General features: G+C 74.0%; 17 protein-coding genes and 3 pseudogenes. 5 read left to right on the forward strand and 15 right to left on the reverse strand.

Annotated elements, in window-relative coordinates; translation table 11 throughout:
* Nucleotides 1–468: 468 nt before the first annotated feature.
* The 10 genes and pseudogenes from C1I95_RS37290 to C1I95_RS05345 form a co-directional block, all read right to left on the reverse strand.
* Nucleotides 469–903, reverse strand: a pseudogene (locus C1I95_RS37290) (hypothetical protein); the annotation flags it as partial.
* 137 nt (nt 904–1,040) lie between these two features.
* A pseudogene (locus C1I95_RS37295) lies at nt 1,041–1,227 on the reverse strand (hypothetical protein); the annotation flags it as partial.
* A gap of 218 nt (nt 1,228–1,445) precedes the next feature.
* Entirely contained in the window at nt 1,446–2,555 is a 1,110-nt protein-coding gene (locus C1I95_RS05310; RefSeq protein ID WP_111212672.1) for a DUF3626 domain-containing protein, read from the reverse strand.
* A 102-nt stretch (nt 2,556–2,657) separates the two neighbouring features.
* The gene (locus C1I95_RS05315; RefSeq protein WP_111212636.1) at nt 2,658–3,287 is read right to left on the reverse strand and encodes an MBL fold metallo-hydrolase; all 630 of its coding nucleotides are present in this window, start codon (nt 3,285–3,287) and stop codon (nt 2,658–2,660) included.
* Nucleotides 3,287–4,372: an S-(hydroxymethyl)mycothiol dehydrogenase gene (locus C1I95_RS05320; RefSeq protein ID WP_111212637.1), complete on the reverse strand. Its 1,086-nt coding sequence runs from the start codon at nt 4,370–4,372 to the stop codon at nt 3,287–3,289. Before C1I95_RS05320 ends, C1I95_RS05315 begins: the two co-directional genes overlap by 1 nt.
* Complete coding sequence (locus tag C1I95_RS05325; RefSeq protein ID WP_233513370.1) at nt 4,369–5,835, reverse strand: MFS transporter; 1,467 nt, start codon at nt 5,833–5,835, stop codon at nt 4,369–4,371. The genes C1I95_RS05320 and C1I95_RS05325 overlap by 4 nt, the downstream gene beginning before the upstream one ends.
* 363 nt (nt 5,836–6,198) lie before the next feature.
* Nucleotides 6,199–6,861, reverse strand: a complete 663-nt coding sequence (locus tag C1I95_RS05330; RefSeq protein WP_111212639.1) for a GntR family transcriptional regulator — start codon at nt 6,859–6,861, stop codon at nt 6,199–6,201.
* 64 nt (nt 6,862–6,925) lie between these two features.
* A complete protein-coding gene (locus C1I95_RS05335; RefSeq protein WP_111212640.1) occupies nt 6,926–7,735 on the reverse strand; it encodes an alpha/beta fold hydrolase in 810 nt (269 codons plus the stop codon).
* Nucleotides 7,736–7,802: 67 nt separating this feature from the next.
* Nucleotides 7,803–8,669, reverse strand: coding sequence for an SDR family NAD(P)-dependent oxidoreductase (locus C1I95_RS05340; protein WP_111212641.1), 867 nt, complete (start codon nt 8,667–8,669; stop codon nt 7,803–7,805).
* Nucleotides 8,662–10,146, reverse strand: coding sequence for a flavin-containing monooxygenase (locus C1I95_RS05345; protein WP_111212642.1), 1,485 nt, complete (start codon nt 10,144–10,146; stop codon nt 8,662–8,664). The genes C1I95_RS05340 and C1I95_RS05345 overlap by 8 nt, the downstream gene beginning before the upstream one ends.
* 252 nt (nt 10,147–10,398) lie before the next feature.
* On the opposite strand from C1I95_RS05345, the gene C1I95_RS05350 reads away from it, so the two are divergent.
* The 4 genes from C1I95_RS05350 to C1I95_RS05365 are packed head-to-tail and all read left to right on the forward strand — an operon-like array spanning nt 10,399 to nt 16,425.
* Nucleotides 10,399–11,016 carry an ATP-binding cassette domain-containing protein gene (locus C1I95_RS05350; RefSeq protein WP_111212673.1) on the forward strand — a complete coding sequence of 206 codons (618 nt, stop codon included), beginning with the start codon at nt 10,399–10,401 and terminating at the stop codon, nt 11,014–11,016.
* Nucleotides 11,013–12,293 (forward strand): ABC transporter substrate-binding protein, encoded by a 1,281-nt coding sequence (locus C1I95_RS05355; protein ID WP_158566295.1) that lies wholly within the window; start codon nt 11,013–11,015, stop codon nt 12,291–12,293. The genes C1I95_RS05350 and C1I95_RS05355 overlap by 4 nt, the downstream gene beginning before the upstream one ends.
* Entirely contained in the window at nt 12,290–14,053 is a 1,764-nt protein-coding gene (locus tag C1I95_RS05360) for an ABC transporter permease (protein ID WP_158566297.1), read from the forward strand. The genes C1I95_RS05355 and C1I95_RS05360 overlap by 4 nt, the downstream gene beginning before the upstream one ends.
* Nucleotides 14,050–16,425, forward strand: a complete 2,376-nt coding sequence (locus C1I95_RS05365) for a tetratricopeptide repeat protein (RefSeq protein WP_111212645.1) — start codon at nt 14,050–14,052, stop codon at nt 16,423–16,425. Before C1I95_RS05360 ends, C1I95_RS05365 begins: the two co-directional genes overlap by 4 nt.
* A 12-nt stretch (nt 16,426–16,437) precedes the next feature.
* Here C1I95_RS05365 and C1I95_RS05370 read toward each other — a convergent pair.
* Nucleotides 16,438–16,800 (reverse strand): annotated as a pseudogene (locus C1I95_RS05370) (LysR substrate-binding domain-containing protein); the annotation flags it as partial.
* Nucleotides 16,801–17,050: 250 nt separating this feature from the next.
* Here C1I95_RS05370 and C1I95_RS05375 point away from each other — a divergent pair.
* Nucleotides 17,051–17,662 (forward strand): LysE family translocator, encoded by a 612-nt coding sequence (locus tag C1I95_RS05375; RefSeq protein ID WP_111212647.1) that lies wholly within the window; start codon nt 17,051–17,053, stop codon nt 17,660–17,662.
* 249 nt (nt 17,663–17,911) lie between these two features.
* Here C1I95_RS05375 and ygiD read toward each other — a convergent pair whose 3' ends face one another.
* From ygiD to C1I95_RS05400, 4 genes are all read right to left on the reverse strand, one after another.
* Nucleotides 17,912–18,781 (reverse strand): 4,5-DOPA-extradiol-dioxygenase, encoded by an 870-nt coding sequence (ygiD, locus tag C1I95_RS05385; RefSeq protein WP_233513371.1) that lies wholly within the window; start codon nt 18,779–18,781, stop codon nt 17,912–17,914.
* A 115-nt stretch (nt 18,782–18,896) separates the two neighbouring features.
* The gene (locus C1I95_RS05390) at nt 18,897–19,499 is read right to left on the reverse strand and encodes an MBL fold metallo-hydrolase (protein ID WP_111212650.1); all 603 of its coding nucleotides are present in this window, start codon (nt 19,497–19,499) and stop codon (nt 18,897–18,899) included.
* A 32-nt stretch (nt 19,500–19,531) separates the two neighbouring features.
* Nucleotides 19,532–20,563 (reverse strand): hypothetical protein, encoded by a 1,032-nt coding sequence (locus C1I95_RS05395; protein WP_146605638.1) that lies wholly within the window; start codon nt 20,561–20,563, stop codon nt 19,532–19,534.
* Between the two features lie 81 nt (nt 20,564–20,644).
* On the reverse strand, nt 20,645–21,190 hold the full coding sequence (locus C1I95_RS05400; RefSeq protein WP_111212652.1) for a MarR family winged helix-turn-helix transcriptional regulator: 546 nt from the start codon (nt 21,188–21,190) through the stop codon (nt 20,645–20,647).
* Nucleotides 21,191–21,251 lie beyond the last annotated feature (61 nt).

Genomic DNA, 21,251 nt, shown 5'->3' on the forward strand with positions numbered 1-21,251 from the left:
GACTCAGGGTGCCCACAGCACGCCCCGAAAACGGACACCCCGCCCAGCAACGCCCAGGAGGTGGCAGGCCGCCCGGTTGTCACGCCGGCAGATCGGGCATCAGCCGCAGCCGGTCCGCTTTCCGCCATCAGCTCGTCCGCCCGCCCGCGTGTTGCACCCGCAGCCACGGGTCAACCGGCAGGTCGTGATCGACCGCCGGCACCGGGCCCTGCCACAGTTGCGGCTCCGCCACCCACGGCCCGAGGTAACAAACCGCGCACCCAACCCACCGCGTCAGGGTCGCGCGGGACCGGAAACGGCGGACAAGAGCACCTGGCACGGATCCGGTGGGCCAGGACACCCGGCACGGACCCGGCGGACCGGGACCGGGCGGACCGGACCCAAAGACGCGCACCGGCCGGCCCCGAGGTACAGGCCGGCCGGTGCGTGGTTCGGTGTCACCGAAGTGGTTCTATGCCACGGGAGTTGTCACCAGAGCTGGGAGACGACGTCCGCCGCCTGGTCCTCCCACTGCGCGTAGTGGAACGGGTACGCCGACACCTGCACCTGCTGCGCGGCGTTGGTCAGCGGCATTTCCTGCCAGCCGCGGACGTTCTTGAGCGCCTCGAAGAACGCGGTCGAGGAGTACTCGGGGTCGGTGATCTGTGCCTCGGTGCCCCAGCCACTGGACGGGCGCTGCTGGAACAGGCCCTGCGAGTCGTGGTCGTTGTACGCGCCCAGATGGCCGAGGTTGTACAGCTTCGACTCCTGTAGTGCGGTGGCGACGCCGATCACTGCGCCCCGCTCGCCGACGCCGGTCTCCTTGGCCACCTCGATGATGGTCTTGGCGTTGGTTTGCTGCGCGTTGTCGAGCGGGATGCGTGACTGCGCGCCCTGCACACCGTGCGGGACCAGCTCGTCGCGCTTGGGCGTGCGGGAGTCCGACCTGCCGGCACCAGCCTTGCCGGCACCAGCCTTGGCGGCATCAGACTTGCCGGCATTCTGGCTGTCGGCGGCCGCCTTGTCGGCGCCGGTGGTCTGCCCGGATTCGACCGTGGTGGTCCGGCCGGTGGCCGTGTCGATCGCCGCCACGGCGCCCTCGTGGGGGCCGGTGGTGATCGGTGTGGCGACGGCGGTCGGGCCGAAGGCCAGCCCGGCGAGGGCCGCCACGCCCGCCACGCTCAGTGCGGTTTTCCGGTTCGGGTTCGTCGCGATGGCCGGGAGCCATCGAGTGAAGTCCAGCTTCACGATGGTTGCCCTTTCGATCGTTACGAGCCGCTCGGGGTTGAGCCGCTCTCGGGGGAACTGCGGTCGCCGGTCGAGGTTTACGTGCCGGCGCTACGGGGGACACAACCCGGCTGCTATGTCGGTCATTCCGGAAATGCCCGCACTTCGCGCGGCTGCGATCCTGGTCACCCGCCAGGCCGGGCAGGCAACCCCGGAAAGGTACGAACCGGGCAGCGGGATCAGGCCACGTACGGGGTGCCGAAGTGCACCAGGACGTGCCAGAGCTGCTTGAGGTGTTGCAGGGTGTCCGTGACCGGCCCACGATCCGCCCACCGGTCCGGGTCGGTCACCACCGACGCCGCGGCCCGGCCGATCAGCGCGGCGTGCAGCGGCTCCCCCGGCCGGGCGAACTCGGCGTGCACCCGGGCCGCCAGCGGCGGGATGGCCGGCCCCCGGAACTCGGCGTCGACCTGGTGCACGGGCAGGGTGAAGCCGGCGTGCCAGGCCAGCGGGAAGCCGTACCGGCGGGCGGCGGCGGCCAGGGTCGCCGCGGTGGCGCTGCCCCGGTACGAGGGGTCGACGACCAGTTCCAGCACGTCACCGGCCAGCCGGATCTCACCGTGGACCTGCGCCTCGACGTAGTCGTCGAGGGCCCGTCCGGCCGCCCGCGGTGTGCCGGCGACATCCTCCCGGTGGCGCAGCAGTTCGCCGGTGAGGGCGACCAGATCCATGCCCGGCCGGCCGAGGCTGATCCCGGTGTCGACGGTCGCGGCGAGTAGGGCGGCCAGCACCGGCTCGACCACGTCGACGGTGCCGACGTCCCGTGGGCCGAGGTGACTGTCGCCGAAGCAGAACGTGGTGCGGGCCAGCACCTCGGGTCGCAGCCGCAGGTGGCAGGAGCCGAACCGGGGGCAGGCGCCGTCCGGGTGGTCGAGCAGGTTCAGGCCGCCGTACTTCGGCCGGTCCGCCGGGCGTACGCCCGGTCGCTGGTACGCACCGCCGAACAGGCGCCGCTCCCAGCGGTCCCGGTCCCCGCCGGGGTACGCGGTCAGCCCGCCGTTGGAGATCCCCGTCTCGAACTGGCTGCGGTAGACGCCGTCGGCGGCGAGCGCCTCGGCGACCGTCCGTCCGTCGGCGATCACCCGGTCGGGGTGGAAGTTGATGGTGACGCGGCCGGCCCGGCCGAACGCCGCGACGAGTTGTTCCCGGTGCTGCCGTACGCCGGTGCCGGCGAGCGTCCGGCCGATGGCGGCCAGCGCCGCCGGACGGTCACCCAACGCCACCGCCCGGACGTGCCGCACCGCGGCGTGCTGGGCCGGGGTCAGTCTCGGCGGCGGGGTCGACGACACGTCGGCAGTGTCGCCGGGGCCGGCGGGCCGACGCACCCGGGTTTCCGGGTGCGTCGGCACGGTGTCGGTGCGGTCCGGGCCTGGCCGACCCGGCTCGCGTCCTCAGTGCCCTCGGGCCAGCCACTGAGGCAGCTGCGGCGCCTCGGCGCCGATGGTGGTGCTGGCGCCGTGGCCGGTGTGCACGATGGTCTGCGGCGGCAGGGTGAGCAGCCGGTCCCGGATCGAGCCGATGATGGTGTCGAAGTCGCTGTACGACCGGCCGGTGGCGCCCGGGCCACCGGCGAACAGCGTGTCGCCGGTGAAGACCACGTCGAGCGCGGGAGCGTGCAGGCAGCACGCGCCGGGGCTGTGCCCGGGGGTGTGCAGCACGGTCAGCGCGGTGCCGCCCACCTCGATCATGTCGCCGTGGTGCAGCTGCCCACCGGGCGCCTCGTCGGGGTGCACCATGTCCCACAGCACCCGGTCAGCGGGGTGCAGCAGCACCGGCGCGCCGGTGGCACGGGACAGCTGCGGGGCGACCCGGACGTGGTCGTCGTGGGCGTGGGTGGCGAGGATCGCGGTGACCCGACGCCCGGCCACCACCTGGAGGATGGCGTCGACGTCGTGCGGGGCGTCGACGACGACGCACTCGGTGTCGTCGCCGACCACCCAGACGTTGTTGTCGACGTCGAAGGTCTGCCCGTCCAGGGAGAACGTGCCGGACGTGACGGCGTGATCGATCCGGGCGGCCATCAGAAGACCACCACCGAGCGGAGCACGTCACCGCGGTGCATCCGGGCGAACGCCTCCTCCACCCCGTCCAGCGGGATCTCCTCGGTGACGAAGGCGTCCAGGTCCAGGCGGCCCTGCAGGTAGAGCTCGGTGAGCATGGGGAAGTCGCGGCTGGGCAGGCAGTCGCCGTACCAGCTGGACTTCAGCGCGCCGCCCCGGCCGAAGACGTCCAGCAGGGGCAGCTCGATCCGCATCTCGGGGGTGGGTACGCCGACCAGCACGACGGTGCCGGCCAGGTCCCGGGCGTAGAACGCCTGCTTCCAGGTCTCCGGCCGGCCGACCGCGTCGATCACCACGTCGGCACCGAAGCCGCCGGTGGCCGCCTGGATCTCCGCCACCGGGTCGGCCTCGGAGGCGTTGACGGTGTGCGTGGCGCCGAACTTGCGGGCCCAGTCGAGCTTGCGGGAGTCGGTGTCCACCGCGATGATCGTCGTCGCGCCGGCCAGCGCCGCGCCGGCCACCGCCGCGTCGCCGACGCCGCCGCAGCCGATGACCGCCACCGAGTCGCCGCGGGTCACCCCGCCGGTGTTCATCGCCGCGCCGAGGCCCGCCATCACCCCGCAGCCGAGCAGACCGACCGCGGCCGGCCGGGCCGCCGGGTCCACCTTGGTGCACTGGCCGGCGTGTACCAGCGTCTTCTCGGCGAACGCACCGATGCCCAGCGCCGGGGAGAGTTCGGTGCCGTCGGTCAGGGTCATCTTCCGGGCCGCGTTGTGGGTGGCGAAGCAGTACCAGGGGCGGCCCCGGCGGCAGGCCCGGCACACCCCGCAGACCGCCCGCCAGTTGAGCACCACGAAGTCACCCGGCGCGACGGCGTCGACCCCCTCGCCGACCTGCTCGACGATGCCGGCCGCCTCATGGCCGAGCAGGAACGGGTACTCGTCGTTGATGCCGCCCTCGCGGTAGTGCAGGTCGGTGTGGCAGACCCCGCAGGACTGCACCCGCACGACCGCCTCGCCGGGCCCCGGGTCGGGCACCACGATCTCGGTGACCTCGACGGGTGCGCCCTTGCTGCGGGAGATGACTCCCCTGACCTGCTGGCTCACGCTCTCCTCCTACTCCGCGTCGGCGCGCCGCGCCGGCGCCGTTGCGCCGTCGGGTCGCCCGAGGGGCGGCGGCGCCCACGATCGCTCCAGGTGGCGAACCTACCGCCGCCACGGGCCGTCGGCACAGCATCTCGGCGGGTGGTCGGCCCGTCGTGGTGGCGACGTGCGGCGTTGCGCCAGCGCAGGACCTGTACGGCGCCGACGGCCCAGAGGACGTACTGCAGCGCGAATGCCCAGCGGAACGCGTCCAGCCCGGGGGCGTCCTGACCGGCCGGGGTGGCCACGTCCAGCACCACGCCGATCGCGAGCACCAGGATGATCGACGCGGCGAAGCCGCCGACGTTGACGATGCCGGTGGCGCTGCCGATCCGGCTGACCGGGTTGAAGGTGCGGGCGTAGTCGAAGCCGATCAGCGAGCCGGGCCCGCTGAGCGCCAGGACCAGTACCAGCGTGACGAGCAGCCAGCCGGGCGCGCGCCCCGGCCAGGCGAGCACCACCGCCCAGATTCCGGCGGTGACGCCGGTGATGCTGAAGACCAGCACCGAGCGATGCCTGGGGTACCGGCTGCACAGGTGCGCTATCGCCGGGCCGGACAGCAGCATGGCGAGGGTCATCACGGTGAGCAGCGAGGCCGCGGCGGTCGGGCTGAGTCCCTGCCCCTGCACCAGGAACGGGAAGCCCCACAGCAACGCGAAGACGGCACCGGAGAAGGAGGTGACGAAGTGCGTCCAGAGGCCGAGCCGGGTGCCCGGGTGTCCCCACGCGGCGGCGAGCCGCCCGCGGATCGGGGCCGACGGTGACCCGGTGGCGGGCCCGGGCGCGGCATGCGGTGAGTCGCGGACCGCGGCGACGACCACCAGCAGCACCGCCGCGCCCAGCCCCGCGGCGGTCAGGAAGGCGGTGGTCCAGCCCGCGTGATGCAGCAACGCCACCAGCGGTACGGCGCCGAGTACCGCGCCGAGTTGGCCGAGCGTGCCGGTCAGCTGGACCAGCAGCGGGTTACGGCGGACCGGGAACCAGTACGCGACGATCCGCAGCACGCTGATGAAGCTCATCGCGTCGCCGAGACCGATCAGGACCCGACCCGCCACGGCGAGGGGTACGTCGGTGGCGAGGGCGAAGCAGAGTTGACCGGCGACCATCAGCACGCCGCCGGTGATCAGGAGGCGGCGTGAACCGAACCGGTCGAGCAGCACCCCGACCGGCACCTGCATCAGCGCGTACACGGCAAGTTGGGCGACGCTGAAGGTGGCCAGCATCGCGGCGCTGACCTCGAAGCGGTGCGCGGCGTCCACCCCGGTGACGCCGAGCGAGCTGCGGTGGAAGACCGCCGCGATGTACGCGCTGAGCGCCACGGACCAGACCAGCACGGCGCGTCCGCGGGGTACCTCCGGTGGAGATGCCGCGACGGCGGGGCCGCTCACCGCGCTGCGCTGCCGATTCGCTCGCTGACGCTCACTCACGCCGCCACCTCGCTCCGCTCAGCGTCGACCTGAGCGATTTCCACGCTGCGCTGCCGATTCGCTCGCTGACGCTCACTCACGCCGCCACCTCGCTCCGCTCAGCGTCGACCTGAGCGATTTCCACGCTGCGCTGCCGATTCGCTCGCTGACGCTCACTCACGCCGCCACCTCGCTCCGCTCAGCGTCGACCTGAGCGATTTCCACGCTGCGCTGCCGATTCGCTCGCTGACGCTCACTCACGCCGCCACCTCGCTCCGCTCAGCGTCGACCTGAGCGATTTCCACGCTGCGCTGCCGATTCGCTCGCTGACGCTCACTCATGCGGGCACTGCGCGGAGTTGCTGATTTGCTGGCCGGCGTTCGCTCATCGCGGGCCCAGGAACACGCGCGCGGCGGTGTCGATGTGCGCGGCCACCGCGGCGAGCCAGGGCTGCGGATCGTCGGCGTCGAGGGCGGCCAGTTGCGCGGCGTGCTCGGTGAGCGCCACCTCGGCCCAGGCGGGTGAGAGCCGGAAGCTGGCCTGGGCCATCCGCAGCTGCCGGTCGCGCAGCCGCTGGTACAGCTCGGCCAGGATCTCGTTGCCGGCCGCGTCGACGACGGTGGCGTGGAAGGCCCGGTCGGCGGCCATCAGGGTGGTCAGGTCACCGGCGGCGTGCGCGGCGCGCATCTCGGCCAGCCGGGCGGCCAGAGCGGCCCGGATCTCGGCGCGCCGGGGCCAGACCCGCTCGGCGGCGTGCACCTCGACCAGCCGGCGGGCCTCGACCACGTCGGCGATCTCGCGGGCCGAGACCGGCAGGATCAACGCTCCCCGCTTGGGATAGAGCCGGACCAGACCCTCGGCCTCCAGCCGCAGCAGCGCCTCCCGGACCGGCGTCCGGGAAACCCCGGTCGCCTCGGCGATCTCACCCTCGCTGACCAGCGAACCACCGGGATGGAGTTGTTCCAGGATGGAGCGTTTCAGGTGACGGTAGGCGCGTTCGGCGGCCGACGGCGCGATCGTCCGGCCGGCCGCAGGGGGATGCGTCATGTATCTATGATGCGCCCATCGGCTGGCCGAGCAGAGACCGGGGTGCCGGAAAGCGCCGTGTCGACTACGCCGAGGACCAGAACTCCGTCAGCAGGTCGCTGAACGCCTCGGCACACTCGACCTGCGGCAGATGACCGCAGTCGCGGAACAGGTGGATGCGGGCCCGGGGCAGCAGCGCCCGCGCGGCGTCCAGGTGGGCCGGCGGCAGGATCAGGTCGCGGTCGCCCCAGACGACCAGGGTGGGCAGGTCGAGTCCGGCCAGCTCCGCCAGGAGTTCGTGACGCCACGGGCCCACCCCGCGTACGGTGCCGAGGCTGCGCGCGGTCTCCAGCACCACCCGCGCGGCGTACGGCTGGCGGGCCACGGTCCGGGCGTACGCGATCCGTTCCGCGGTGGCGAGCGACGGGTCGTGGAACAACGCCCGCTCGATCCGACTGGCCGCGTACCGGCTGGGTCGCAGCAGCAGCCGGCCCAACGGGCGCACGGTGAGCAGGCGCAGCGCCATGGTCACCTCCCGGCCGAAGCCGGCGCTGGCGACCCGGGCCGGTTCGGCCACCGCGAACCGCATGGCGACTGCGCCACCCAGCGAGTTGCCGACCAGGTGGGCCGGCCCGCCGACCCCGGCCGCGTCCAGGTACCGGCCGACGAACCCGGCCAACGCCGGCAGGGCGTACGGCTGCGCCATCGGCAACGAGCCGCCGTACCCGGGCAGGTCGACGCTGTGCACCCGGTACCGATCGGCGAGCAGTTCGTGCTGTTCGGTGAAGTCGCGCCGCGTACGCCCGATGCCGTGGAGCAGGACCACCGGCGGCCCGGCGCCGTCGACGCGGTGACGGACCCGCCGCCCGTCGACGGTGAGGTGCCGCTCGCTCACGCCACCGCTTCGCTCCGCTGCCCGGCGGCGCGAGACGCCACGCTGCCGAGTCGAATGGTTCGCTCGCTCACGCCGACGTCCGGGGCCGTTCGACGGTGGTCGGCGGGCGGTCGGCGGCGCGGCTTCCGGCGGCGGCCAGCAGGCGGCCGTGACCGGCCGGCGCGATCCGCGCCAGCAGGTCCGGCAGCTTCGCCGACCAGCCGACCAGGACCCGACCACGGCGGCGGGCGACGCCACGCAGGATGACCTCGGCGGCGGTGGCCGGTGCGATGGTGAGCAGCCGCTCGAACCGCTGGCGGCCGGCCTCGAACTCCGCGCGGTCGACGCCGCTGCCGAGCCGGGCGTCGCGGACGATGCGGGTGCGGATGCCGCCGGGGTGTACGCAGGTGACGCCGATGCCGTCGGCGACGAGTTCGTGCCGCAGCGCCTCGGTGAAGCCCCGGACGGCGAACTTGCTGGCCGAGTAGGCGGCCTGGCCCGGCGGAGCGATCAGGCCGAACAGGCTGGAGATGGTGACCAGGTGCGCGCCGGGCTCGGCCTTGAGCGCCGGCAGCAGCATGTGGGTCAGCTGCACCACGGCCCGGAAGTTGACGTCGACGACCCAGCTGAACTCGTCGAGGGTCACCTCGTCGAACCGGCCGCCGAGGGCCACCCCGGCGTTGTTGACCAGCAGCCGGATCCGGGGATGCCGGTCGCGGATCCGTTCGGCGACGGCCGCCGTGGCGGTCGCGTCGGCCAGGTCGACCACGTGGGTTTCCACCGGCGTCCCGGTGGCCCGGATCTCGCCGGCCACCGCGTCGAGCCGTTCGGCGTCCCGGTCGACCAGGACCAGCGCGCTGCCCCGGCGGGCCAGGCCGTCGGCCAGGGCGGCACCGATGCCGCCGGCGGCGCCGGTGACCACGGCCGTGCCGCCGGTGAAGTCGAACCTACGCATCGACGGAACTCCTTCGGGCCGAGTCCGCCCCGGTGAACCGGACGCCGGGGTCGGTGAGCCGCCCGTACCGCATGAGCAGCAGGTCGCGGGCGTAGTTCTGGTGCAGCCGCCAGGGTGCCCGGTGCCCCTGCCGGGGCAGTTGCCCGACGCCGCGCCGCACGTACCCGGAGGTCAGGTCGATCAGCGGGGCGCGCGGCCCATCGGGCGGGGCGAGCGGGGTGACGACCTGCGTCCCGGTGCGGTCGAGGTGACGCAGCAGCCGGCACACGTACCCGGCGACCAGGTCGGCCTTGAGCGTCCAGGACGCGTTGGTGTAGCCGAGGGTCAGCGCGAAGTTCGGCACGCCGGAGAGCGTCATCCCCTTGTACGCGACGGTCTGCGGCAGGTCGACGTCCGCGCCGTCCACCCGCAGCGTCATCCCGCCCAGGGCGAGCAGGTCGAGCCCGGTGGCGGTGACGATGACGTCGGCCGGCAGTTCCTCGCCGGAGGCGAGCCGGATGCCGCGCCCGGTGAAGGTCTCGACGGTGTCGGTGACCACGCCGGCGCGGCCGTCGGCCAGGGCGGTGAACAGGTCCCCGTCGGGGACGATGCAGAGCCGCTGGTCCCACGGGTCGTAGCGGGGGGCGAAGTGACGGTCCACGTCGAAGCCGGCCGGCAGCTGTCGGGCGGCGGCCCGGCGCAGCAGCCTCTTCACCAGCCCGGGGGCGCGCCGGCTGAGCTGGTAGTTGGCGGTGGCGAGCAGCACGTTCTTCCACCGCACGGCGGCGTACGCCAGGCGCGGCGGCAGCCGGCGCCGCAGCGCGTCGGCGAGCCCGTCGCGTGCCGGCAGCGCCAGCACGTACGTGGGTGAGCGTTGCAGCATGGTCACCTGGGCGGCCCGCTCGGCCAGGGCCGGGACCAGGGTCACCGCGGTGGCGCCGCTGCCGATCACCACCACCCGCTGGCCGGTGTGGTCGAGGTCGGCCGGCCAGTGCTGCGGGTGCACGATCCGCCCGGTGAACCGTTCCTGCCCGCTGAACTGCGGGGTGTGGCCCGCCTCGTAGCGGTAGTAGCCGGTGCAGGCGAAGAGGAAGGTGCAGGTGAGCACCACCGGCTCGGCGGTGTCGTCGCGGTGGGCGTGCACCGTCCAGCGGGCCTGCCGGCCGTCCCACTCGGCCCGGACGACCCGGTGCCGGAAGCGGATGTGCCGGGTGACGTCGTGCTGGTCGGCGGTGCGGCGGAGGTAGTCGCGGATGGTCGCGCCGTCGGCGATCGCCTTCGGCTCGGTCCACGGCTGGAAGGAGTAGCCGAGGGTGAACATGTCGGAGTCGGAGCGGATGCCGGGATAGCGGAACAGGTCCCAGGTGCCGCCGACGGCCTCGCGCGCCTCCAGCACCGCGTACGTCTTGTCGGGGCAGCTGCGCCGGAGGTGGCAGGCGGCCCCGATGCCGGACAGCCCGGCGCCCACGATGAGCACGTCGACGTGGTCCGAGGGCATCTCATCTCCCGCTAGCAAGGTGGTGCCCCGGACCCTACCCACCCGCGCCGACACCGGCTGCGCCGATCTTGGACTTTTCGTCCCGATAAACGGGGCGAAGCGGGCAATCCGGCGACCGAAACCGCAAGATCGGCGCGGTGCGGTGACCGCGACGGTGACGATCACCGTGGCGTCCATAGTGGATGGATGGTGGGGCATCGTGGGTCGGCGGACTGTGACACCCTGGGCAGACGACGGCAGTGACCGGAGGTGATGGTCACGTTACGCACGCAGGAGCTCGTCGCCGTGCCGGACATCCCACCGCTCGACCTCGACGTACCTGTCGGCGCGACGGTGGCCCTGGTGGCCGCGCCACGGCTGGGCACCACCGTGGCGCGGGTGCTGGTCGGGCTGGCCGCGCCGGCCGCCGGCCGGATCCTGGTCGGCGACCGGGAGGTCACCGACCTGCCCCCGCTACACCGCCGGATCGGGTATGTGCCGGCCGGTGGCGCCCTGCTGCCTCACCTCACCGTCGGCCGCAACATCTCCTACGGCCAACGCCGCCGGAAGCGGGTCCGCGAGGTGGCCGACGGCTGGGCGGCCGCCCTGGTCGACCGGCTCGAACTCGCCCCGACGCTGGGCCTGCGCCCGCACCTGCTCTCCGACGCGCAGCGGTTCCGGGTCGCCCTCGCCCGGGCCATGGCGTGCCTGCCCGAGGTGCTGGTGGTCGACCTGCCCGCCGCAGTCGACGGGGTACGCCTCAGCGACCTGGTCGGCCGGGTGTCCCCGCCGGATTCCCCCGGCGTCACGGTGCTGCTCTGCTCGGCCGACGGCGAGGTGCTGACCGAGCTGGCCGACCGGGCACGGGTCGAGTACGGGGCGCGCCCGTGACGGCGACCGGCCGGCTGCGCCGCCGTACCCTGCTGCGGGCCGCCGCGGCGGCGACCGCGGCCGGTGCCGGCGGTTGCGCGCGGGGAACCCGGCCGGTGCAGGTGGCGGTGGTCTGGAGCGGAAGCGAGCTGGCGCGGTTCCGCGAGGTCGTCGCCGGCTTTTCGGCGCCGGTGCAGGTGGTCGGGGTGGGCAACGACATCGACGCGTTCCTGGCCGCCCGGCAGCTGGCCGGCACCAGCCCGGACGTGGCCATGCTGTCCCGCCCGGGTCTGGTCGTCGAGTACGCCCGGCGTGGCTGGCTCACCGAGGTGACCCCCGCGGCCAGCTACGCCGTGCCCGCCGGGATGGCCGACCTGCTCACCGCCGACGGGCGACGCTACGGCGTGTGGATCAAGGCGGCGCACAAGTCGCTGTTCTGGTACCTCCCGTCGATGCTGGCCGAGCCGCCGAGAACCTGGGACGCGCTGGTCGCCCTGACCCGCCGGCTCGGCGCGCGGCACCGGGCGGGGACGGGCCCGGCACCGCTGGCCGTCGGCGCCGCCGACGGCTGGGTGCTCACCGACTGGTTCGAGAACGTGCTCGCCGACATCGCCGGCCCCGGCGGCTACGCGGCGCTGGCCCGGGGCGACGGCGACTGGCAGGACCGGCCGGTGCGGCAGGCGCTGGACCGGCTCGCCGAGCTGTGGAGCATCGACGGCGCGTTCCCGGGCGGCGGCCGGCGGGCCCTGCTCACCCAGTTCGAGGAGTCGGTCATCCAGGTGGTGCATCACCGCGACGCGACCATGGTGTTCGAGGGAGACTTCGTCGACGCGGTCGGCACCCGGTTCCGGCGCGGCACCGAGGAGCTGGCCGCCTTCCGGTTCCCGGGCGCCCGGATCGCCGACCAACCACTGATCGTCGGCGGTGACGCGGCGGTGGTGTTCGCCGGCTCGGCCGGCGGGGTGGAGCTGGTGCGCTGGCTCAGCGACGCGGCGGCCTTCCGGCCCTGGCTGGAGGCCGGCGGCTACCTCTCCCCCAACCTCGCGGTGCCGGCGGACAGCTACCGCGATCCGGTGCGCCGGCGGCTGGCCGTCGAGCTGCGGGACGCCGAGACCGTGCAGTTCGACCTCTCCGACCAGCTGTCCGGCACCTTCACCGGCACCGACGGGGTGGGGATCTGGCGGATCATGCAGGACTTCTTCATGGACGTGACCGACGGGGTGAGTGCCGCCGAGGCGGTCCGGCGGGCCACCGGGCAGCTCGCCGAGACGGCCCGGACGGCGGGGAGGCAACGGTGAGCCGGGGTCCGCTGCTCGGCGAGCTGGCGGTGCTCGACGACGTCGGGCCGCCCCGGCGTGGCCGGGCCTATCCGGCGGCCGGGGCCAGCTGGGTGCTGTTGGCGCCGGCGGTGCTGCTGCTCGGCGGGCTGCTGGCCTGGCCCGTGCTGCGTACGCTCCAGGCCAGCGTGACCACCGACGGCCGGTGGGTGGGCGCCGAACACTACCGGGCCGCCCTCGCCGCACCGGGGACCGCCGCGACGGTCGGGCGCACCGTGCTGTGGGCGCTGGTGGTGCCGAGCGTGGTCACCGTGCTGGGCTACCTGCTCGCGGCGGCCTCCCGCCGGTCCCAGGAGGGTCGGCTGGTCCGGCTCATCCTGGTGGTGCCGACCGCGCTGCCGCTGGTGGTCACCGGGGTCACCTTCCGGCTGCTCTACGACCCGGACCCGCAGCGCGGGCTGGCCACCCTGCTGCTGGCCCGGGTCACCGGGCGCGCGCCGGAGCAGGTGCCGCAACTGCTCGGCCCGGAACTGGTCACCGTGGCCCTGATGTCGGCGTTCGTGTGGGCCTGGGTCGGGCTGGCGATGCTGGTCTTCCGGGCCGCCCTCGACACGGTGCCGACCGGGCTGGTCGACGCGGTCCGCGCCTTCGGCGGCAGCCGCCGCGACGTGCTCTGGGACGCGCAGTGGCGACCGCTGCTGCTGCGTACGGTGGCGGTGGTCTTCGCCCTGGTCGCCGTCGGCACCAGCCGTACCTTCGACCTGATCCTGGTGATGACCCCCGGCTCGGTGCGCGACGAGGCGGCGGTGCTGGCGCTGCGGGTGTGGCAGACCTCGGCCGCGACGACCACCGGCGAAGGTGCTGCCCTGGGGGTGATCTGGCTGGTGGCGGTGGCCGCCGGCATCCTGGTGGCAGCGTTGTTCGTCCGGCAGGCGTGGCCGCCGCCCCGGCGGTCCGCCGCTGTCGCGCCGGTCGCACCGCCGCCCCGGCGGCTGGTCCGGCTGCTCGCCGCGGGCGCGGCCGTCGCCTGGCTGCTGCCGCTGGGCGTGCTGGTGGCCACCTCGCTGCAGGACCCCGTCCACGCGGCCACCGAGAGCTGGTGGTCCAGCCCGCCGGATCTTGACTCCTACCGGGCGGTGCTCACGGGGGCGGAGTTGTGGCCCAGCCTCGGCTTCACGCTGGTGCTGGCCACGCTGGTCACCGCCGCGGTGCTGGGCGTGGCGCTGCTCGCCGCGTACCCGCTGGCGTGGTTGACCGGGCCGGCCGCCCAGGTCACCGGGCTGGCGCTGATGGTCGCCGTGGTCGTCCCCGTGCAGGTGATCGCCGGGCCGGTCAACGAGGTGCTGGGCGTGGCGCTCTCCTCCGGCACGGCCCGGGGGCTGGCCCTGGTGCACGTGGCGCTGGGTGTCCCGTTCGCCGTGCTGGTGCTGCGCAACGCGTTCGCCGACCTGCCGGCCGAGCAGGTCCGCGCGGCCCGGGTCGGCGGGCGGCACTGGTGGGGCACGCTGCGCCGGCTCGCCCGGCACAACCGCACCCCGCTGCTGGCGGTGGCCGTGCTGGAGTTCGTCCAGGTGTGGAACGACCTGGCGGTGGGGCTGCTGTTCAGCAGCCCGGACGCCACCCCGCTCGGATTGTTCCTGGCCGGGCAGACCCGCGGGTTCGTGGCCGGCAGCGGCACGCTCGCCGCCGGCAGCGTACTCGCCTCGATCCTGCCGGTGCTGGTGTTCGTGCTGGCCCGCCGGCAGGTCGTCGCCGGGCTGGTCGCCGGGGGTGTGCGGTGACTCCGGCCGAGCGGGACGCCCGCCGACCCCGGCTGCTGAGCGTGCTGCTCGCGGTCGGTGGGGTGGCCGGCGGGGCGGTCACCGCCGTGCTCGGCAACGCCGCCGGCAACCTGCTCTCCGAGCTGTTCGTCACCGTCGCCGGCTCGGCCAGCGCCGGCCTGGTGGTCATCGGCGTGGTGACCCTGATCGTGGTGGAGTGGCGGCGCCGCCAACGGGAGCAGGCCGGGGCCACCGACGACGGCTCGCCGACCAGCACCGCGCCGACGCTGCCCTGGCCGGCGGGGTTCACCGGCCGGCGCGGGCAGGTGGAGGCCGTGGTGAGGCTGCTGGCCCCGGAACACGCGGTGGCCGTGGTGGGTCGCCGCGCGGTGGGCAGCTCGTGGTGCGCGATCCAGGCGGCCAACCTGTGCCGGACCGACTTCCCGGACGGGCAGTACTACCTCGACCTGCGCCGGGGCGGGCGGGCCCGCTCGCCCCGGGAGGTCCTGTCGGCGCTGGCCCGCATCCTCGCCACCACGCCACCGCGCTCCGGCCGGCCGGACGACCTCGCCGACGCCGCGGACGAGCTGCGGGGCCAGCTCGACGGTCGCAAGGTGCTGCTGGTGTTGGACAACGTGGACAGTCCGGCCCAGGTCCGGCCGCTGCTGCCGCCGACCGCCCGGACCTGCCGCCTGCTGCTGGCCGGCACCGGCCAGCTCGCCGCCCTCGACGGGGTGGTGGCGTACTGGCTGGCCGAGCCGAGCGCCGACGACGCGGTGGAGATGTTCGCCGACGCGGGTGCGACCACCCCGGTGGCCCGCCCGCACCGGGCGGATCCGCGCACCGACCCGGCCGTACGGGCCGTCGTCGAGCTGTGTGGGCGGCAGCCCCGCACCGCGACCGAGCTGGGCCGGCGGACGGCACAGCACGGCTGGCGGCCGGCCGACGTGTTGCAGGCGCTGCGCCGCGCCGCCGACACGCCCCCGCACCAGCGGGTCGGTGTCTCCCCGGTGACCGGGCTGGTGACCGGGCGGGACACCGCCTACCACGCGTTGAGCGCCGAGGCCAGACGGCTGTGGCGGCTGCTGTCGCTGAGCCCGGTGCCGCTGGACCGGCGGACCATCGCCGCGCTGGCCCGCCGCCACCCGAAGCGGGTCGCCACGCTGCTGGACGAGCTGGCCGACGGCGCGTTCGTCGACGGCGCGCCGGGCGACCGGTACGAGGTGCGAGCGCTGCTCGCCCCGTACGCCCGGATGCACCTGCGCGAGGCCACGTCGGTGCGGCACCGGGTGAACGGGCAGGCGCGGTTGACCCGCTGCCTGGCCCGGCAGGCCGAGCGGCAGGTTGCCGGGCTGGCCGTGGGCGGCCCGCTCGATCGGGATCACCGGTTGCCCGACGACGACCCGTACGGCTGGTTCGACCTGCACCAGGAGCTGCTGCTGGCGGTGGTGAAGGTGCCGGCCGGCGCGGTGGAGACGCTGCCGCGCCGGGTACGGCGCTGGTGGTTCCGGTTGGCCGTGGCGCTGTGCGGCTGGCTCGCGCACGCCGAGCGGTTGGACGAGTGGGCGGAGGTGTGTTCGACCGTACTGGCCAACCCCACCGCCCAGGACCGGCCGGAGATCGCCGGCTGGGCGCACAACGAGCTGGGGGTGCTGCTGCGTCGCCGGCACGACCCGCACGGCGCGGTGGGCGCGCTGAGTCTGGCCGTCACCGGTCGGGGGCGGCGCGGCACCGCCCAGGCCCGGATGAACCTCGGGCTGGCCCTGCTCGATCTCGGCCGGCTCGACGAGGCGGTGGAGCACCTGGAGCTGTCCCGCCGGCACCGGGCGGGTACCGACCGGGCCGGCCAGGCCCTCAGCGACCTGGGGCTGGGTGCCGCACGGCTGGCGCGGGGCGAGCGGGAGACCGCCCACGAACTGCTGGTCCGGGCGGCCAACACGTTCCGTTCGCTCGGCGACTCGCGCGGCTACGCGGCGGCGCTGACCAACCTCGTGCTGGTGCACTCGGCGATGGGTGAGCACCTCGACGCCGCGCAGGCGTGGCGGGCCGCGCTGCGCGAGTACGAGGGGGTCACCGACCCGACCAACCGGGCGGCCGCGTTGCTCAACGCGGGGGCGGCGCTGCTGGCGGTGGCACCGGGTCAGGCCCGCCATGCCTACGAGTTGCTGGCCGACAGCCGGCGGCTGCGCGAGGGCGGCCGGCCGGGCGCCGGGCTGGGGCGGACACTGCTGCACCTCGGCGACGCGGTGGCGGCACTGGGTGACGACGACGAGGCCCGGCGGCACTGGGTGGACGCGGCGGCGATCTGCGAGGAGGCCGGCGACGACGAGGGCCAGCGGGCGGCGGACGCCCGGTTGGCCGGCGAACGCGCTCCAAAGACCCGCCCGGGGTGAGCGAGCCGCGAGCTATCCGCTGCTCGCGGGCTGGCCGGTGGTGGAGTCGGGGACAGCGGAGTGGTCGGTTTTGAAGCTGCCAGCGGCGGCCCGGAGCGCGGCGATGCAGGCGGCCACCGCCGGGTGGTCGGCCGCGCCCCGGCGGTAGGCGACGCTGGTGCGCCGCCGCAGCGGCAACGGCAGCAGCGTGACCGGCGGCAGCGGGTGGCTGAGCGCCGACTGCGGCACCAGGCCGACGCCCTGACCGGCGGCGACCAGGGCGAGCAGGGCGGTGAAGTCGTCGGCCTGGTGCCGCACGACCGGCTGGTAGCCGGCCGCCTGGCAGGCCTGCACGGCCACCGAGTGGCACAGCGTGCCGGGGGTGGCGACGATCCAGTGCGTGACGCCGTCGGCGATCGCCCGACGCAGCCGGTCGGCGAGCCAGGCCGCCCGCCCGCCGACCGGTGCCTGCCCGATGTCCAGGTGCAGGAAGTCCGATCCGGCGTTGAGCGGGGGCCCCGCCGGCACCAAGCGGCCCCTCCGGCCACCTATGGACCTGTCGGTCGGCGTCGGTTTGGCACTGCTCATCGGACCATTCTGCCGGCAGGGTGAGGGTGAGTCGCCAACGGACCAGGGAGCAATTCTCGTGACCATCGCGTTCCTGCTGACCACGCTCGTCGTGGTCGTCACCCCGGGCGCCGGGGTGTTGTTCACCGTCTCCGCCGGGCTGACCGGCGGGCGGCGGGCCGCACTGGTGGCGGCGCTGGGCGGCACGCTGGGCACGGTGCCGCACCTGGCGGCGGCCGTCACCGGGCTCGCCGCGCTGCTGCACTCCAGCGCGCTCGCCTTCGACCTGGTCAAGTACCTGGGTGTGGGCTACCTGCTCTGGCTGGCCTTCGCCACGCTGCGCGACCGGGGCGCGATCACCGTCGAGGACACCGCCCCGGCCCGTCCGGCACGCCGGATCATCGCCTCGGCGGTGGTGACGAACCTGCTCAACCCGAAGTTGACGATCTTCTTCGTCGCGTTCCTGCCGCAGTTCGTGCACCCGGACGCGCCGGGTGCCCTCGGCCGGATGCTCGGGCTGGGCGCGGTGTTCACCGCGACCACGCTGGTGGTCTTCGTCGGCTACGGCCTCGGCGCCGCGGCGGTACGCCGGCAGGTGCTTGACCGACCGCGGGTGGCCGACTGGCTGCGCCGGTGCTTCGCCGGCTCGTTCCTGGCGCTCGGGCTGCTGCTGGCCCGAGCCGAGGCGTGAGGAGACGGAAACGTGTACTTCCAGCACTCTCCCCAGGTCCGGACGGAGCATCCGGCACTGGTCGCCGGCACGCGACGACACGGTCAGCGTCCTGGTGGTGGTCGAGGCGATGCACGACTCGGCGGCGCGGGACGTGCCGATTCTGCTGGGCGCGCTCGCCGACGAGTTGTACCGGGGCTGGGCCGCGTCGTCGCGCACGGCGCTGCTGACCCCGACCACCCCGACTTCCGCGTCGACGTCGCCGCCGGCTCAGATGTTGGCTGAGTCGGCGGGTACGCCGTCGGGCAACGTGGGCGACCCGGCCAGCGGCTTCTCCGGCTCGCCGGACCGGCCCACCGTGTAGGCGGTCATCGACAGCGACCCGTAGGCGTACCCGTCCACCAGAACGTTCGCCGCCGTGCCGTCGGCACCGGCCAGGCCGGCCAGGTAGAGCAGCGGGATGAAGTGGTCGGGCGTCGGCACGGCGACGCCGAAGTCGCGGTGGGCGTCCAACGCGGCCGCCTCGGTCGGCGCACCGAGCATGACCTCCTTCGCCGCCTCGTCGAAGCGCTGCGCCCAGTCGAACCCCTGGTCGACCATCCGGGGATTGACGCCGCCGAGGTTGTGCACCACGTTGCCGCTGGCCACCACCAGCACACCCCGCTCCCGCAGTGGCGCGAGCTTCGCGCCCAGTTCGAGGTGGTAGTCCAGCGCCTTGAACGCGTTGATGCTCAGCTGCACGACCGGGATGTCCGCCTCGGGAAAGGCGTGCACCAGCACCGACCAGGTGCCGTGGTCGATGCCCCAGGAGTCGAGGTCGGCGCCGACCCACGTCGGGTGGACGACGTCGCTGACCTCCTCGGCCAGTTCGGGCAGGCCCGGCGCCGGGTAGCGCACGTCGAACAGTTCCTGCGGGAAGCCGTAGAAGTCGTGGATCGTCCGCGGCCGGGGCATGGCGGTGACAGCCGTGGCACCGATGTACCAGTGGGCCGACACCACCAGGATCGCCCGGGGCCGGGGAACCGACTGCCCGAACCCCCGCCATGCGGCGGTGTACCGGTTGACTTCCAGTGCGTTCATCGGGCTGCCGTGGCCGAAGAACACGGCCGGCATCACTGTGGACGTCGTGTCGCTGCTCATGCTGCGCCTCCCGAGCTGGCGGTGGCCTGAGCGTAGACGGCCCGCCGGGCGCTGTCCCGCGTACCGTCACGGCGGCCGGTCCGACGCGGTGGCCGGGCCAGGCGCGGTGGCCGGGTCAGGCCGTCTCGCCGGGGGTGAGGTAGCGGTAGCCGCGCACCGTCTCGGTGAGCCAGCCGTTGACGCTGGCCAGGCCGCGCTCGTTGAGCTGGGCGTCGTGGATCGCGAAGACCTCGGCCGCGCGGGCCGCGGTGGCGAAGTCGATCGCCTCGGTCAGCTTGAGCCAGGACGCCTGCGCGGGGACCAGCAGCGTCCGTACCGGCCGGCCCGGGAGGTGCAGGGAGTCACCCGGGTGGTAGACCTCGTCGGCGACCAGGTAGCCGAGGTTGGCGCAGTCGGGAAGGCCGTCGTGGCTGGTGGCGTGCCGCCCGCCGACCGCGGTGACGTCGAGACCGGCCGCGGTGAACCGCTCCCCCGCGCCGACCCGGGTCACCGGGAGCGGGGCCAGGTCCGGCAGCACGGCGCCCTCCGGCACGAAGACCGGCACCCCCAGGCCGGCCAGCCGCAGTACGTCGATGTGGTCAGCGTGCTCGTGGCTGACCAGCACGGCGTCCGCACCGGCCAGGGCGTGCGGCTCGCTCCACGTACCGGGGTCGATCACGAGGACCGCGCCGTCGTGTTCGAGCCGGACACAGGAGTGCGTGTACTTCGTGATCCGCATGCTCTGGACGGTACGGATCGACAGGAATCGCCTTAACCGCAGGTGCCGGCGACGGTGAACCAGCAGGCCGTGTGGGGTGAGGTCTTGAAGAAGCGGAGGAGCATGCTCCCCACCTTCTGCCGCCCCGAGTTGGCGGGATGCGTACCGTCCGCGACGAAGTCCGCCCGGTCCCAGACGAGCCCGTCCGAGCGGGGCTGGAGGCCGTTGGCCCAGAGGTAGGGACCCCAGGCCGCCCACGCGGTGGCGCTGTTGTAGTTCAGGTTGCCGGCCCGAGGATCGGTGCCGCCGCCGGACATCTGGGTGATCTGCGCCTGGATCACCCACTTGACGCCAAAGCCGGTCTCGTACGCGTACGGCTCGGGGTTCAGGCTGGTGGTCGCGTAGCCGCCGTAGATGCGGCTGGAGAAGAAGACCTGCTGCAGGTTGGGATAGCGCACCTTCAACGCCCGGAGGATGTTGCCCTGCTGGCTCACGAGCTGGTAGGCGTCGGCGTTGGCCGCGGGCAGCGACACCGACGGGTTGGCGTTGGCGACCTTGACCCAGGCGACCTGGACCTGCCGCTCGGTGAGCCCGAGGGGTGCCAGCCTGGCCTCCCGGACGCGGTCGTAGTTGGCGTCGGTCGGCGCGTCCCAGGTGCCGGCGGTCTGGCCACCCGCGGCGCCGTCGACGATGACCAGCTTGTCCCGGTTGACCTGCGGGTCCGCCGCGGCCTGACCGATGAAGGAGTACGGCGCGCACCTCCCGCTGCCATCTCCCGAGCAGAATTCCTGGGTGGTGTTGGACATGCCGATGGAGAGCAGCACGTACTTGCCGTTGGCGCTCGGTGCGCCGGCGGTGTCGAGCGGGCGTACCCGGAGGGCTCGGGTGACACCAGCGGTGTGGTGGCTGTCCGGCATGGCGTTCCGGCCGGCCGGATACAGCCCGCCCTGGAAGCCGAGGTAGCTGCCGGTGCCGAGCTCGTTGATGGGGCGACCGACTGCGGCGACGGCCGCGGGCATCCCGACGACCAGGACGGTCACGAAGGCGGCCAGCATCGCCAGGAACCGTCGAACATTGAGAATCATGATGCTGAACCTAGAAAGGCGAGCGACGCCCGTCAATCTCCTCGGCGGATCGTTCCGGACCCTCGCCGGTCGAGCCGGCGATCAGCGGCGGGACGCCGACCTCGGCCGCCGACCGGCCGGCGGCTGGTCCGCCGCCTCCTCGGCCGCCTCGCAGAGGTCGGTGAGCGGGTCGAGCGCCTGCGCCGCACAGGCCACCCGCCGCAGCAGCCCCCGCAGCGTCGCGCTCTCGTCGGGAGCGAGCTCCCGCAGCAGGCGCGACTCGACCCGGCGCAGCTCGTCCCGCCGGAGCCGCGCGGCGTCCCGGCCGTCGTCGGTGAGGGTGACCAGGCGGCTGCGCCGGTCCGCCGGGTCCGGTCGGCGCAGCACCAGCCCGGCGCGTTCCAGGTCGTCGATCAGGTACGTCAGGACGGTGCGGTCGATACCCAGTTCCTCGGCGATCGCCCCCTGGTTGCGGGCGGGCTCCCGGTCGGCGGCGGTGAGCACGTGGTAGCCACGCGGCCCGCCGGGCAGGTCACCGACGGCGTGCTCGGCGGCGCGGATGTAGGCCCGGAAGACGACGCCGAGCATCCACCCGAGGTCGTCGTTGAGCGGGTCGGGGCGGGAGTCGTTGCCGTCGGCGCCGGTCATCCCCCAAGGTTAGCGCAGGTCACAGATTTTATTGGGCAAAGATGTTCTGCCCGACATAACA

The organism is Micromonospora craterilacus (assembly GCF_003236315.1).
Lineage (GTDB): Bacteria > Actinomycetota > Actinomycetes > Mycobacteriales > Micromonosporaceae > Micromonospora > Micromonospora craterilacus.